Annotated in this window: 9 protein-coding genes; 4 read left to right on the top strand and 5 right to left on the bottom strand. The window is 36.7% G+C overall.

Translation table 11 applies throughout. The features are described 5' to 3' along the window. Positions 1-25: 25 nt before the first annotated feature. From GVN22_RS07725 to GVN22_RS07715, 3 genes are all read right to left on the bottom strand, one after another. Positions 26-589: a hypothetical protein gene (locus tag GVN22_RS07725; protein WP_166550460.1), complete on the bottom strand. Its 564-nt coding sequence runs from the start codon at positions 587-589 to the stop codon at positions 26-28. A 225-nt stretch (positions 590-814) separates the two neighbouring features. Further along, positions 815-2353: a RagB/SusD family nutrient uptake outer membrane protein gene (locus GVN22_RS07720; RefSeq protein ID WP_166550459.1), complete on the bottom strand. Its 1539-nt coding sequence runs from the start codon at positions 2351-2353 to the stop codon at positions 815-817. Positions 2354-2422: 69 nt separating this feature from the next. Next, positions 2423-5461, bottom strand: a complete 3039-nt coding sequence (locus GVN22_RS07715; protein WP_166550458.1) for a SusC/RagA family TonB-linked outer membrane protein — start codon at positions 5459-5461, stop codon at positions 2423-2425. 1080 nt (positions 5462-6541) lie between these two features. Here GVN22_RS07715 and GVN22_RS07710 point away from each other — a divergent pair. After that, a complete protein-coding gene (locus tag GVN22_RS07710) occupies positions 6542-9487 on the top strand; it encodes an FAD-binding and (Fe-S)-binding domain-containing protein (protein ID WP_166550457.1) in 2946 nt (981 codons plus the stop codon). Between the two features lie 211 nt (positions 9488-9698). Next, a complete protein-coding gene (locus GVN22_RS07705) occupies positions 9699-11282 on the top strand; it encodes a hypothetical protein (protein ID WP_166550456.1) in 1584 nt (527 codons plus the stop codon). 58 nt (positions 11283-11340) lie between these two features. On the opposite strand, the gene GVN22_RS07700 is transcribed toward GVN22_RS07705, so the two are convergent. Further along, positions 11341-11691: a hypothetical protein gene (locus tag GVN22_RS07700; RefSeq protein ID WP_166550455.1), complete on the bottom strand. Its 351-nt coding sequence runs from the start codon at positions 11689-11691 to the stop codon at positions 11341-11343. 176 nt (positions 11692-11867) lie between these two features. Between GVN22_RS07700 and GVN22_RS07695 the strand changes: the two genes are divergently transcribed. Both GVN22_RS07695 and GVN22_RS07690 read left to right on the top strand, forming a co-directional pair. After that, positions 11868-13829: a M1 family metallopeptidase gene (locus GVN22_RS07695; protein ID WP_166550454.1), complete on the top strand. Its 1962-nt coding sequence runs from the start codon at positions 11868-11870 to the stop codon at positions 13827-13829. A gap of 346 nt (positions 13830-14175) precedes the next feature. Then, complete coding sequence (locus tag GVN22_RS07690) at positions 14176-14808, top strand: NUDIX hydrolase (protein ID WP_166550453.1); 633 nt, start codon at positions 14176-14178, stop codon at positions 14806-14808. Positions 14809-15030: 222 nt separating this feature from the next. Here the strand turns inward: GVN22_RS07690 and GVN22_RS07685 are convergent, their stop codons facing one another. Next, on the bottom strand, positions 15031-15921 hold the full coding sequence (locus GVN22_RS07685) for a hypothetical protein (RefSeq protein ID WP_166550452.1): 891 nt from the start codon (positions 15919-15921) through the stop codon (positions 15031-15033). Positions 15922-15950 lie beyond the last annotated feature (29 nt).

Here is a 15950-nt window from a genome sequence, read left to right as displayed (position 1 = left end):
TCATAGGTTCAAACGATTCAGTTGTCTAGTAAAGCGTATTGGCTTCATTTACATCCAGAAAAGCTATTTTTGGTTTTTTGCACACAATAATACCTTCCACCTCAAAAGCTGGATCTGTTTCACCAACATTAGGGTATTTTTTTGCTTTTCCGACTACCTCAATAACGATTTTATCTTTGTTAAGAGATTTGAACGTAAGAAGCCCTTGGCTCATCAAGTACCCTTCACCTTTTCTTTTCGCTTTGTCTTTGATTTTACCAAACATTACCGTAGAAGTTGAGGAGTTAAACATTCTGATAGGGGCTTTAATGGGTTTTTCTTCATACCATTTATCCGCACCGAAATGAATCATTACATTGCTATCAAACTGATCGAAATAGTTAATAGTAAAAGATTTTTCTACGATTTCGAGGTGACCATGAAAGATACTTTCCTCCTTGTAAAAGTTGCTACCTTTGATATGTAAAATAATTTTTGCTTGGTCGTCCTTCAACTGATTATAAACTTCATCAACCTTGAATTTATCTGAAATTGTACAACCCGAAACCAACAATAAAATTCCAATAATAAAAAAGAATTGACGTACCATTATTTTGAGAGCTTATTAATGTTTATGGAGTAATTAAGTAATAATGTAAAATAAAATTGCATTATTACGCATTAGGCTATAAGCCGTAGGCATTAAGCCAAAAATGAATTCATTGGGGTTATTGTTGCCGAAAGCCGATTGCTGAAAAAGGCATATAACAACATCCTTAAAAGGAAAATGCTCGATAAATCGAGCATTTTCCAGTATTATAAAACTATCAGATGATTAATATCCAACGTTTTGTTTCAAGTTTGAGTTGATTTCCAATTCTCTTTGAGGGATTGGGAATACAACACGGTAAGCAGGAGACGCTGTTGTTCTGTTATCAACAGGGTTTGCGAAAGTACCAAAACGGATTTGGTCGTTTCTTCTCCAACCTTCCCAGTACAATTCACGACCACGTTCAGCCAAGATATCGTTTGCAGTTAATGCAGCCAAAGCAGCTACACCACGAGTTTTTCTCAAGTCATTGATGATTGTTAAAGCACCAGCTGTGTTTCCACCTCTAAACAAAGCCTCAGCTTTCATTAATAACAAGTCAGCATAACGGAAGAAAACGTAGTCATTCGCAGGAGAATCGATGTCTGACAAATCTGGAATATATTTGATAACACGGATACCATCTGCTTCACTTGCCACTTTAAAGTCATACTTTGCAGTAAAGCTAAGTGGTTTACCAGAACGGTCATTCAATGCTACACCGTTTTGATCATATTGTTGACCTGCCAAGAAACCTGCACGCAAGCCTGACTTGTCAGTCAATCCTGGAACGGCTGCTCCCAAACGGCTATCCGTTTTTTCGAAGCTATTATAGAAATCAGACAAAGTAGTAAAACCATTCCAACCACTAGGAACTTGGTTGTAGTGCGTTGTCATGTAATAACGGTTTCTTACAGAAGAACCATTATTATTACTAGCACCTTTTTCGTTCTGAATTACAAAAATCAATTCTTTTGAACGAGATGAGTTTTCGAAGTGGAAGTTATCAAAATAGTTAGCTGTCAAACTAAATTTACCAGAACCAGTAATGGCATCTGCTAATGATACTACTTGATCCATATCAGCTTTTGCAAAAGTAAATGGACCTGCTGGGCTAGATGGATCTTGATCGTAAACAGCTTTGTTCAAATAAACTTTAGCCAATAAGAAACGAGCTGCTTCTTTAGTTGCTGTACCTGAGTTAGAGCCAGAAGCATTATCCAATGATGGAATATTAGCATTCAAATCAGAAATGATTTGAGCAGCAGCTTCTTTACGGCTCAAAGCTTTTGGCAATGCCCCTGGGTTAGCTGGATCTCTAAATGCTACTTGACCGAACAAATCCATGGTATAAAACATGTAGAATGCACGAAGATAAATAGCTTCAGCTTTTTGCTTTGCCGTTGCTTTAGGATTGTTAATTACTTCATTAGCAAGAGCATGACCTCTATTTAAATTATTCCAAGCGCCAAGAACATCATCACTCTGGTTTGTCCAAGTGTGCGTGTGAAGGTTTCTCCAACGACCATTATCATCCCAGTCAGCACCACGCGTAGGACCTTGCATTTCATCGGAAGGATGCTCTGTCAATGCGTATACGTTGGCTTGATCCGTAAAGTTAGATCCAAGACTTTGATAAGCAGACTTCAATGTTAAATCAGGCGAAATAGATGAAGCGTCCGTCAAACGATCTAGCACAGCATCATCCAAGTTCGTACATCCGATCGCGCCTCCCATTGCTAGTGTTAACAACGAAGGATACAATATATTTTTAAAATTTTTCATTTTTTTATTTCGGATAATGTGGATTAAAGTAAAGTCTTAAGCTATGTCAAAACTAAACTATACAAGTTGTTAGAAGTTAGCGTTGATACCCAATGAGAATGTTCTAGCCTTAGGATATGAGATGTAATCAATACCTAATGAAGGAACACCATTTCTAGTAGCAGCAGTGTTAGTCACTTCTGGATCTAGACCTGAGTAATTAGAGATCAACAATAAGTTCTGTCCTGTCAAAGAGATGTTAAGAGACTTAGCAAAACTGTTAGCAGGTAACTTGAATGTATAACCCAATGAGAAGTTAGATACACGAATGAAATCAGACTTCTCTAGGTAGAATGATGACGGTACTGGAGCGTCACCGAATGCTTGACCTGTAGTGCTAGAGATCGTGTAGTTTGTAACGTTGTTACCTTGTTTTACCGATGCTCTGTTCAATACAGCGTTAGCAGTGTTGTTGTAAACGTATCCACCTTGTTGGCCATTGATAAACAAACTAGCATTCCAGCTACCCAAAGAGAAACTGTTGTTCAAACCCCAAGTCATTGTAGGGAATGGACTTCCTTTGTATGATTTATCTGCAGACAATTTAGTATTACCGTTTGAGTCATAGCCTAAGAAATCAGACAAGAAGAATCCATACAATGGATAGCCTTGAGTGATTGGTTGGATAAATGCTCCTGACAAGCCTTGACCGTACAAGTTACCAGTTTGAATAGTTGCTACGTTTAAACTAGCTACTTCGTTTTTCAAGAATGTTGCATTACCAGAAACTTCCCAATCCAATTTTTTACCTGCCAATACTTGGTAAGTTAAAGAAACTTCAACCCCTTTGTTTCTGATGTCAGCAGGAATATTGCTCCATCTTGTAATAGCTACATCTGGTAGTGGTGCAGCAAATGGGAACAACAAGTTGTTAGTAGATTTGTTGAAGTAGTCAACAGTACCAGACAATCTTCCTTTCAACAATGAGAAGTCTAAACCGATGTTATAGGCCGTTGTAGTTTCCCATTTGATGTCAGGGTTAGGTACGTTTTCTTTTTGCAAACCACCTGATGAAGAGTTAGGAGCAAAAGTAGCCAAAGAAGTATTTGTAGGGAACTCTTGGTTACCTGTAACACCCCAGCCAGCTCTCAATTTCAAATCAGTAAATACTTCTTTCGGAACGAAAGTTTCGTTAGATAATCTCCATGCACCTGCAAATGATGGGAAATAACCATATTTGTTGTTAGCACCAAATTTTGATGAACCATCCACACGTAAAGTAGCTGTTAATAAGTACTTGTCTGAGTAGTTGTAGTTAACACGACCAAAATATGATTGCAATTCACTCATACCTTTGCTAGAACCTCCAGAGTAAGCTTTGTTTGTTCCTGAGTTATCTACAAAGTTTATGTTGTTTACCAAATCAAATCCCGCAGGAGAAACAAAATAATTAGCTTGAACATAGTTACTTTGGTTTTCAAATTTTTGATAAGAGAAACCAGCCAAAGCGTCGATTTTGTTTTTACCCAAATCCAACTTATAGTTGAACGTGTGTTCTAAAGTTGTAGTAGTCAAGTAACGGTTAGCAATACGAGCATAACCTTGGTTACCTGGAATGTTTGTTGCAAAACCTGGTGTATTAGGGTCAACACTTGTTCTTGTTACACCATCAGAGTTGTCATAACCGAAGTTAGCTTTGTAAGACAAGTTTGGAAGGATATTCCAAGTACCACTGATGTTCATTAACGTTCTGTTAGTTACAACACCACCTCTATATTGGTTCAACAAAGAAACTGGGTTACGGAACGATGGCGTACCACTTGTAAAATAAGAACCATCAGCAGCATAAACTGGGTAAGTTGGGTTAGTTTTGATAGCTGTTGAAATAACGTTACCTTCAAAACCGATGTCACCACCTGTTGCAGACAATTGGTCAGTTACTTTAGATGTAGTCATTGCTACAGCCAAAACAACTTTATTATCAAACAATTTGTGAGTAGCATTTACACGAGCCGTAACTTTCTTCATTCCTGAGTTTTTGATAGTACCTTGTTGGTCATTGTAACCCAAAGAGAAGAAGTAGTTAGTATTATCATTACCACCGCCGTAGCTTAAGTTGTAGTTTTGAGCAACCGCAGTACGATATACTTGATCTTGCCAGTTTGTACTAGAGCCAGCGTTGATCAATTTGTTGCTTGCATCCAAACCTGCAGCAGTAGCTTGCTTTAAGAAATCAGCAGTAGACAATACATCATAGTTTTTGTAGTTGTTTGAAATCGCAGTGTTTGCTGAGAAGTTCAAGTTACTTTGACCAGATTTACCTTTTTTAGTTGTAATCAAAACAACACCGTTTGCACCACGAGAACCGTAGATAGCAGCAGCCGAAGCATCTTTCAATACAGAGATGTTTTCAATATCACTTGGGTTCAAGAAGTTCAATGGGTTTCTTGCCGCTGTTGTACCAACACCTGCACTACCATCTGTACCATCAGAAGTGTTACCACCATCCAATGGAATACCATCTACAACATACAATGGACCATTACCTGAACGAATTGAAGTTGTACCACGAATACGAATATTGATACCTGCACCTGGCTCACCAGAGTTAGGAGTCATTTGTACACCCGCCGCACGGCCTTGCAATAATTGTTCAGGAGAAGCAATCACACCTTTGTTAAAATCCTTAGCAGTCAACGCTACAACACCACCTGTTGCATCTTTCTTCGTTGTAGTACCATAACCTACTACTACAACTTCTTCTAATGCTTTTGTTTCAGATGCCAACGATACGTTCACTTGAGAACGACCACCTACTGAAACTTCTTGTTTTGCATAACCTACAAATGAGAAAACCAAAACAGCATTGTCTGATACATTGCTCAGTTTGAATGAACCCGTAGCATCTGTTTGTGTACCTTTGTTTGTTCCTTTTACACTTACAGATACACCTGGTAGTCCAGAGCCATCGCCACTGTCAGTAACTTTTCCGGTAACAGTTTTGTCTTGAGCATAAGCCCCAATAGACAAAAGCATAGCTACAGCTATCGTCGCGAACTTAAGAAGTCCCGTTGATACTGCACCTTGTCGCATTGGGCGACCAAACCATCGGTAAAAATGATTTTTCATAGGTAATATTAAGATTGGGAAAAATGGTTAATGAAATTTGAGAATGCTCTTCACAGCATTTTTAAGTAAAAACCATCATACTAGAAGGATTGTTTTGGGAATTAGTAGTTAGTCTAGTTATGGAATTTTCTTACTAAAAAGTATGAATTTGCTGTGATTTCACACAACAAAGTAGGCGATAAAGTTTCTATAATTCAATTTTTTTTGGAAAAAATTTTATTTCAAAAAAATACTTATTTTTACCAAAATTGCACTAAAACGATACTTTGCAAACTTAGCACAGTGTAGGACAGATTTGCAAAACTTTGTAAAACTTTGCGTATTCACGTTTTTTGTTAATAAATGTTAAAAACGTCTTCAATAACACAATAAAAAAACATTGTACTTTTCCAATAAATAAAATAATGAATTTTGTACTCTTTAGAACAGTCTAACATTCTTTTATTAATACATTAAAACAGGAAAATTTCTACATTTGAGCCTATCATCACAAAAAAGTACAATTATTTATTTTACTTAATTCAAAATCATTTTGGTATTTTACTTCATATAATGTTTATTTGGTATCTATTAAAAGACCCCTTAATTTCTTCGTTTATCGCGTGCATGCTTTGGAGCAATAGTTTGAACAAGTTTGCATAATATTTGCAATCATTTGCAAAATATTTCACCTTAATCATCGTTATGTATATTCTAAATAATCTGTACTTTATGGTTTAAATCATTCTCAATTTTTCCCTCAAAATAAATATTTCTGAAAGGCTCATAAGTATATTTTTGCAGGAATTTGCTTTTAACTTAATTACCTAACTCCTTCTTATTTATCGCTCTATTTAACCAAGTTATCTACACTTTCCAAGAGCTCTTCTACAGGAATTAATAAGTATACCCCAGATTATTCCATTTCTACTTTTTCAATCTTTTATTACCGTAATTTTACTTAGGCTTATGCCTTTAATTTCGTATCTTTGAGCATTCAATTCTGTATTGATGAACCAAAAAACTCTTTCATAATTCGTACTAATTTTGCATTAATCTGAATAGCAATTACACTATTGATAGATTAATCCCTTATCAAAAATGAGTCAAAAAGTAAGTAATCAGCTCTTAGCACAACTTGCTGGTACGCTTGAAGGTGATTTCCATTACGATACTGTAATGCGTACCTTGTATGCGACCGACGCTTCAGCCTATCGTGAAATGCCTACCGCTGTTGCTATCCCAAAATCGGTGGAGGACATCAAAAAACTTATTGCTTTTGCTGCCAATAATGGTTCTTCCATCATTCCTCGCACCGCTGGTACTTCGCTAGCTGGGCAGGTTGTGGGCGATGGTATTGTCGTTGATGTTTCCAAAAACTTTACAAAAATTCTTGAAGTTAATAAAGAAGAACATTGGGTACGTGTACAACCAGGTGTAGTGCGTGACGTACTCAACATGGAACTCAAAAAACATGGTTTGTTCTTCGGTCCTGAGACTTCTACTGCCAATCGTGCTATGATTGGCGGCATGGTTGGCAATAACTCATGTGGCTCAAACTCTGTGGTTTATGGCTCGACCCGTGACCATTTATTAGAAGTACATGCTATTTTGGCAGATGGTTCAGAAACAGTTTTTAAGTCAACCGACAAAGCTGACTTTAGCTCTTTGGTAGCTACAGCACAACAAAAAAACGGCTCTGCAACCTTGTTAGATAAGATTTATCTTAAAACTAACGATATACTCAGCGATTCAAAAAATCAAGACGAAATCCGTGCGGAGTTTCCTAAGCCTACCATCGAACGTAGAAATACAGGATATGCACTTGATATGCTACTGAACTGTGAGCCATTTACACCAAATGGTAAAGCATTCAATATGTGCGAACTTATTGCTGGTTCCGAAGGAACACTTTGTTTTATTACCGAAATTAAAATTCATGTCAACGATTTACCTCCTAAAGAAATCGGTTTATTATGTGTTCATTTCAATACCATAGACGAAGCTCTTAGAGCCAATCTTATTGCGATGAAATACAAGCCTTCTGCTTCGGAGTTGATGGATCATTATATCCTAGAATGTACTAAAGCAAACCCTGAGCATCGCCAAAATCGTTTCTTTGTGGAAGGTGACCCAGGTGCACTTTTGGTGGTTGAGCTTCGCGATAATGATGTTGCCGAAATCGAAAAACAGGCTGCTGCTATCGAGGCTGAAATGCGTGCTGCTGGCTTTGGCTATCATTTCCCAAGAGTTTACGGTGCTGATACCAAGCGCGTTTGGGATTTACGCAAGGCTGGTTTAGGACTATTATCAAATCTTCCTGGCGACGAAAAAGCAGTAGCTGTTATCGAAGATACAGCCGTGGATGTCAATGACCTGCCTGAATTTATTAAAGAGTTTAATGAAATTCTTGCAGCCAATAATATGTATTGTGTGCATTATGCGCACGCTGGCTCTGGCGAACTTCACCTCCGCCCTATCATTAATTTAAAGACGGAAGAAGGCAATAAACAGTTTAGATTGATTGCGGAAGAGATTGCTACTTTAGTAAAAAAATTCAAAGGCTCTCTTTCTGGAGAACACGGTGATGGTCGTTTGAGAGGCGAGTTTATCAAGCAGATGGTTGGTGACCACAACTATCAATTGATGAAAGAAATCAAAAAGGTCTGGGATCCTAAAAATATCTTCAATCCAAATAAAATTGTAGATACTCCTCCGATGGATACGTTCCTACGCTATACGCCGGGACAAACTACCCCAGAATTCAAAACAACTTTCCGTTTTTACGACCAAGATATCTTGCAACATGCCGAGCAATGTAACGGTTCGGGCGACTGTCGTAAGACGCATTTGTCAGGCGGAACTATGTGTCCTTCTTACATGGCTACTCGCAATGAGAAAGAAACAACTCGTGCTCGTGCTAATATTTTAAGAGAGTTTTTGACTCGTTCGGACAAAGCCAATCGTTTTGATCATGAAGAAATCAAAGAAGTGATGGATTTATGTTTGGCATGTAAAGGATGTAAATCTGATTGTCCGTCGAACGTAGATATGGCAAAACTAAAGATGGAATTCTTGCACCAATATTACAAGGATAATGGAGTACCTCTTCGTAGTAAATTAATTGCCAATTTCTCGAAACTTTCAAAAGTTGCGTCTTATGTTCCTTGGGCTTACAATTTGGTATTTGATACGCCTGCGCTACGTAAAATTGCTAATAATATCGTCGGGTTCCACCCTGAACGTACGATGCCTCTTTTGGCAAAGGAAACGTTTTTGAATTGGAATAAGAAACGCTCAAAAGCAACTGGTTTAAGTAAAAAAGTTTATCTCTTTGCTGATGAATTCACGAACTACAATGATGTGGAGATCGGTAAAAAAGCGGTTGAGTTACTAGAAAAACTGGGCTATGAAGTCGTTATTCCAAACCATGTGGAATCTGGTCGTCCACAATTATCAAAAGGTTTATTGGACGATGCAAAAGCATTGGCTACGAAAAACGTAACCTTACTAAAAGATGTTATTTCAGAAAATACTCCTTTAGTAGGTATTGAACCATCAGCAATTCTAACTTTCCGTGACGAATATCCTGATTTGGTTGATGATAATCTCCTAGAAGATGCTAGAAAATTAGCAAAAAACACTTTTATGGTTGAGGAGTTTTTAGCAAAAGAAATTGATGCTAAACGTATTGATAAGTCGTTGTTTACAAGTGAAAAACGTTTAATCAAATTACACGGTCACTGTCAACAAAAATCACTTTCTAGCTTAGTTCCTGCCAAAAAAGCGCTTTCATTACCAAGTAACTATGAAGTTCAATTGATTCCAAGTGGTTGTTGTGGTATGGCGGGTTCGTTTGGCTATGAAAAAGAACACTTCGAACTTTCTAATCAAGTGGGCGAATTAGTATTGTTCCCAACAATTCGCCAGCAACCAGATGAGGTAATCATTGCAGCTTCAGGTACAAGCTGCCGTCACCAAATCCATGATGGTACTGGTCGTACAGCTTTGCATGCAGTTGAAATCCTTCATGCAGCACTAATTTGATAAACTAAATGTAAAGGTCGCATAATACGACCTTTACATTTGGTGCATAAGTTATTATATCATAAATAAATATTAGAAACCACTGCACAATTTCATGATTACTCAGTTTTCGAAAGCTCTTCATAAGCATTATTCACCTTTATTATTTTGGATTATAGTATGTGTACCAACATCATTATTTTTCATTTGGTTGATACAAAATAGCTTCAATATGATTTCTAGAGATGAGTATCGTATTGCAGGAAAATTTCTAAAAAACTATTACAATGCTGAGGGATTCATAAATTCAGCCAAAACACTTATTGCTCCAGAAAATGAAAGTAGACCTGTGGTCGTTCGTCTTTTATATGTATTGAGTTACACATTAACTGGTAATGTCAACTTTCAATTTATTTGTATTCTTGGTAATTTAATTTTATTGGGGTATTTGTTTTTAATCAAAACAATTATAAAACAGCTAGATGTTTCTTCTTTCTACTTTTTACCCATTCCTTTCTTATTTTTAAATCTAGGACCTTACCTCACTTATCTTTTTTCATACGAGACTTTTTTTTATATCAGTTCCTTTGTTGTTCCTATTTATATTTTCTACTTAGATATAGTTAAGAAAAAAACATTCCTAGCTATCATATTTATTATTATATCCTTTGGTATAGGAAGCACGGCGCTACTCTGTGCATTATTTTTATTTTTAAATAATCTTGTGAGAAAATACTACAAGGAAAGTATGGTTTTTGGGATAGCTTTATTTTTGATGATTATCTCTATTCCAGACATTAAAGACCCACATTCAGGAAACCAACTATCAGGAATATTTCTCCATTTTAAAGAGATAACACTTTTAGTTGTTGCATTCTGCGGTAATATTATAACTATTTTCAATTCTTCTGAATTCACTACTATTATATTTGGTGCAATATTGTTATTCTGCCCTGTATTTTTATTTTTCACAAAAATGAGGTGGAATAATACAGTACATAACTTCATTATCACAAGTATAGCTTTTATGCTAATAATGATTACTTTGAATACGTTGAAACGATGGAGAGAAGATTATAATGGGTATTTATCAGAAATTTTGACTGGTCATAAATTAATATTTACATTGGGGCTTTTTAGCCTTATATATATATGTGTTCTTGCAGGACTTCAAAAAAGTGAAATAAAGAAAAGAATTGTGGGAATTAGTATGATGCTATTTGCTCTAGTATTTTATGCACGAGCTAACTTTATAAACTTTCGTAATGCCATTGAATATCAAAAAAGACTACAGTGTGACATTTTCAACTGGGAAGCTTCAAAGTATATAGCTAACGATGAAGAACATCAATATGACTTTTTAAGACAAAAAGGTATTTTTACTCCAAAAGGGTCTTTCACTCCAGCATTTGTTCAAAATCTTAAAGAGTTGGCAAAGGATACAACCTTACAGTATCAACCATCTTTATTTAAAGTTACTAGAGGACAAGGGAAAAATAAGGATATGTATGGGGTTTATCCTCAATATGAAGTGATTGAAAATAGTAACTTACCAGTACCATCAAAGATTTTGCATTCAAATGGGCATTTTATTGTGCTCATAGGAAAGCAAAATATGTTTATGACTGCATGTACCTTGAATGCCCTTTCTATTAGAAAATTATTATCTGGTAAAAATCCATTAAACCCTGGTTTTAGTTCTGGATTTTCTTATCTAGATATCCCGCGAGGCGATTATCAAATAGCCCTTTGTACTATTCAAAACCTAAAGATTACAAACTTTGGCTATATCGGGCAAAAAGTTCATTTATGGTAGATAAATATAAATAGTTCATAAACATACAAAATATGTTTATGAACTATTTATTTAAATTTCACACTCCTGCATCTAATGGTCTAACACTTACCTGATGAGGTTGAGGATAAGTGATTAATTTGGAAAAATCTACTTTCCAAAAATCTAAATCTAACAATTTGTTATTGGTATCTTTTGTGAGTGTAATCAACACGGGAGTTCCATCAGAATCTACGTATTCTACCTGAATCAAATCACCATCGTAAAGATTAGGGTCTTCGCCAACACTGATGCTTCCCATTTTACCATCTTCATACTCCACAACATCTTCACGAACAGGATATTGTTCTGTAGTAAACCCAACCAATCCTAAAAGGTGCTCTATCAATGCTAGCTCTTGCGGTTTAATTTTTCTTGTATCTTGACTCATTATTTTTGTTCTCTCAATCGTTTATCGTTTCAGAATGCTTTTATTTTAACTATAAATGGTATCCGTTAGCTCAAAGCTACAAAGATAAAACATTGTCTTTGTAGGAAAACATCTAAATTGCAATGGATTCGTTTTTATAGTTTCTGCCAAATCTACTTTTAAACATTCAACAACAGATGGTAAAAAAATTAATTGCCTTAGGTTCATTGCTTGCTTTGCATTGGAGCAGTCAGGCACAACAAAAATCTAATTACAGTCAATACGACCTTTTTAACCCGCTTTTCAATTACACTCTGTCTACTCCTACTCGCAGTGGCACAGGGTCGCCAGGGGCTACTTATTGGCAAAACCAAGCAGATTATAAAATCAATGTTGCACTCGATGACCAAAAAAATATCTTAGATGGCGACGTAGAAATTACCTATAAAAATGCCTCGCCAGATAAGCTTAATTTTCTTTGGTTACAACTTGACCAAAACCAATTTAATAACAAATCTCGTGGTTCGGCAACTACGCCCATTTCAGGCGGGCGCTTTGGCAATGTCAATTTCAATGGTGGCTATACCATCAAATCTGTGACAATCGATGGAAAGCCTGCGGAGTTTGTGGTAGAAGATACTCGTATGCAAATTCGTTTGGCGAATCCAATAGCTGAGAAAATCGGCTCAGCCAAAATTAAAATTGTATATTCTTTCCAGATTCCTAAATACGGCTCAGACCGCGTGGGAATGCACGAAGCACAACAAGGAACCGTTTATGAAATTGCTCAGTGGTATCCTCGTATGTGCGTATATGACGATGTTGAAGGCTGGAACGTTCTTCCTTATCTAGGCGCAGGCGAATTTTACCTAGAATATGGCAATTTTGAATATGCTATCACCGCTCCTGCATCACATATCATTGTAGGTTCGGGCGAACTTACCAATCCATCAGAATGCTGGACAAGTGAACAACTCAAAAGACTGGCTCAAGCTAGCAATAGCGATAAAACTGTCATGATTAGAAGTGCCGCAGAAGTTGTGGAAGCTAATTCAAGACCAAAAACTGAAGGTAAAATCACATGGAAGTTTAAATGCAGTACAGCCCGCGACGTAGCCTTTGCTTCTTCGAAAGCATTTGTGATTGATGCTGCTAGAATTAATTTACCAAGTGGTAAAAAATCGCTCGCAATGTCTGCTTATCCAGCAGAATCTGGAGGTGATAAAGGCTGGGGACGCTCAACAGAATACGTAAAATCATGCTTGGAGTTCTATTCAAAATGGTTGTATGAATACACCTATCCTGTGGCTACCAATGTGGCAGGTTCAATCAGCGGTATGGAGTATCCTGGAATTGTTTTTTGTGGAAGCACAAGTACTACACAAGGCCTCTGGGGCGTGACCGACCATGAATTTGGACATAACTGGTTCCCAATGATTGTAGGCTCAAACGAACGTAAATTCGCATGGATGGACGAAGGCTTTAATACCTTCATCAATTTTTACTCGACCGACGATTTTAACAATGGCGAATACAAAGGTTATAAAATGGATATGCACCAAATGGCTAAACAGTTATTCCGTGAAAGTGCAGAACCTATCATGAATATTCCTGATGTATTGCAGTCAAGCAACTTGGGCTATGAGGCATATTACAAACCCGCTATTGGCTTGAAAATTTTGAGAGAACAAGTTTTAGGAAAAGATAGATTTGACTATGCGTTCAAAGAATATATCAAACGTTGGGCTTTTAAACACCCTACTCCTTATGACTTTTTCAAAACAATGGAAGATGCCTCTGGCGAAGATTTAAGCTGGTTTTGGAGAGGTTGGTTCTATGAAACTTGGAAATTAGACCAAGCCGTAAAAGATGTTCAGTATATTGAACAAGATCCTAAAAACGGTGCTGTTATCACTATTGAAAATCTTGAAAAGCTAGCAATGCCTGTCGAGGTCGAATTAGAAATGGTTGGCGGTACTAAAGAACGTATCAAACTTCCTGTTGAAATCTGGCAAAGAGGTAACTCTTGGACATTTAAAACCTCAACAACTTTGCCTTTTAAATCAGTGAGCATCGACCCAGACCATGTTCTTCCTGATTTCAACTCAAAAAATAATGTTTGGAAACCTTTGAACATAAAGGCTCAGAAACCAAATTAAGCAATAGCTAATCATGCTATATATTTTTAAAATATGAGTCATCCTGAATTTTTAGGATTGGGATTATTCTCCATAATTTTCATCAAAAAGCGGTCGAAAAATATTTTTCGACCGCTTTTTTGATGCTATTATACTAGATTTTATTCAGCTCAAGACGCAATCATTGCGTCTCTACTACTAGAATACAAATTGTAACATAATCACTCATCCGCTCAATCACTAAATTAGGGATGACTCATGGTTTTATTTGTGCCCTTACCTCATTTTTAAAGCATTTGTACAAAAAGTATTGCTATTTTCTCTAACTTCAACGATTCAGAATCTAATAATTTACCTCCCTTTTCAAATGAACAATCTAGATTGGCTAGCAATAGCTCAAAAACTCCAGTCAATTGCCCAAGCAGGTATTTTTTATGCAGCAGACAAACCTTATGACCTTGAGCGTTATCAAGAAATTTCTGATTTAAGCGTAAAAATCCTAGAGAAACTAACGGATGAACCTGTTGAAAAAATCATTAACCTATTTGCAAGCGAACGAGATGGTTATCAAACTCCTAAAGTGGATATTCGTGCTGTGGTATTCAATGAAGAGGGTAAGATTTTGATGGCTAAAGAAACAGTGGACGGTAAATGGTCTTTGCCTGGTGGCTGGGGCGACGTAGGATATACTCCATTTGAAGTAGCTGAAAAAGAAGCTTGGGAAGAAACTGGACTTAAAGTAAAAGCTGTGAAATTATTAGGCGTTTTTGATAAAAGAAATCATGCTCATCCTCCGCAAGCTTGGTATGTTTACAAGTTATTTATTTTATGCGAAATCATCGGTGGAGAACTAAATGCACATACACAAGAAACATCAGCAGTAGAGTTTTTTGATAGGAACAACATCCCTCCTCTTTCGGTAGACCGCGTTGTAGAAAGTCAAATTGCTAAAATGTTTGAGTACTACGACTACCCAGAACTACCTATTTATTGCGATTAGTGCATATCATTCCTAATTGAGTGAATGAGTGCTTATTCTTTAAATCTACATTTTAACAGTAGAGATAGAGACGCAATGCTTGCGTCTTAAGCCGAATCATAGCTAGCATGATAGTATCAAAAAAGCGGTCGAAAAAATATTTTCCGACCGCTTTTTTGATGAAAACTTGGAGAATAATCCTAGTTCCAATATTCAGGATAACGAATCTTTATATTTACGCTGTTATTTAGTACTAATAACAGGCACTTCTACCTGCACTAATGAACTAACTGTTGCACCTTTCGTAATAGCTGGCTCCCAATTAGGCATTTTGTTTAATGCGTCCAACACTAGTCCTGTTGTATTTATATCAGAAGCTTTCATAAGTTTGAAACGCTCAGTACGTCCATCTTTACGAACTACAAACTGTACAACAACCTTATCTTGTTTTTCAGCATCTGATAGCTTTTTAGAGGTTTTAAGTGTCTTATCTAAGTATTTCAAGAAAGACTCTGCTCCCCCTGGAAATACAGCGATTTGATCAGGTTTTGTAAAAACTGAATCGCTGTAGGCTTCTTCTTCCAACAAAGAAAGCACACGCATTCCTCTAGAATTATATTGTTTTTTCTCTTCCTCAGTTAAGGTCACCTCTGGAACAGCCTCTTTCACGACATACTCATATAACCCTCCTTCTGCTTTAGAGCTACTTGCACCGCTAACGGCAACAGACTTAGGCTCTTCTACTTTCGGTGCTGTTTTTGGTAAAACAATTGTTTCTTTAACCTTTGCTTTTTTATCCATAATTGAACGCAAAGCATCCTCATCATCCTCATCGTTTTCGTCATCGTATGAGACATCCGTAATGATGTAATCACGATTAGAGGAGCTAAGCTTCAAATCTGGGGTTTCGGATTTTACCGATTCGACTAAAGCAAACGATGATAACAATGAAGAAACTGACAATAAAACAGATACATCGCTTACACTCATGTAAGGATTGGCAGGTAACACAAAAGCTTGATTGGCGGGTAGCTTTAATGTAAACTTACTACTGTTTTTCTTTGAGGATTGAGCAAATGTATTGGCGGTATAAATGCTTAAAATACTTAGGACTAAGAGATACTTTCTTTTCATTTTTTTAAATAAATAGTCTTAACGTGTGG

Origin of the sequence: Cellulophaga sp. BC115SP, assembly GCF_009905545.1 — a bacterium.
Lineage (GTDB): Bacteria > Bacteroidota > Bacteroidia > Cytophagales > Spirosomataceae > Flectobacillus > Flectobacillus rivi.
This window is presented reverse-complemented; position numbering and strand designations above follow the sequence as displayed.

What these genes read in the sequence shown, in the direction of transcription:
- GVN22_RS07725 (WP_166550460.1), bottom strand. Translation starts at nt 589, where the DNA reads ATGGTACGTCAATTCTTTTTTATTATTGGAATTTTATTGTTGGTTTCG.
- GVN22_RS07720 (WP_166550459.1), bottom strand. Translation starts at nt 2,353, where the DNA reads ATGAAAAATTTTAAAAATATATTGTATCCTTCGTTGTTAACACTAGCA.
- GVN22_RS07715 (WP_166550458.1), bottom strand. Translation starts at nt 5,461, where the DNA reads ATGAAAAATCATTTTTACCGATGGTTTGGTCGCCCAATGCGACAAGGT.
- GVN22_RS07710 (WP_166550457.1), top strand. Translation starts at nt 6,542, where the DNA reads ATGAGTCAAAAAGTAAGTAATCAGCTCTTAGCACAACTTGCTGGTACG.
- GVN22_RS07705 (WP_166550456.1), top strand. Translation starts at nt 9,699, where the DNA reads ATGATTTCTAGAGATGAGTATCGTATTGCAGGAAAATTTCTAAAAAAC.
- GVN22_RS07700 (WP_166550455.1), bottom strand. Translation starts at nt 11,691, where the DNA reads ATGAGTCAAGATACAAGAAAAATTAAACCGCAAGAGCTAGCATTGATA.
- GVN22_RS07695 (WP_166550454.1), top strand. Translation starts at nt 11,868, where the DNA reads ATGGTAAAAAAATTAATTGCCTTAGGTTCATTGCTTGCTTTGCATTGG.
- GVN22_RS07690 (WP_166550453.1), top strand. Translation starts at nt 14,176, where the DNA reads ATGAACAATCTAGATTGGCTAGCAATAGCTCAAAAACTCCAGTCAATT.
- GVN22_RS07685 (WP_166550452.1), bottom strand. Translation starts at nt 15,921, where the DNA reads ATGAAAAGAAAGTATCTCTTAGTCCTAAGTATTTTAAGCATTTATACC.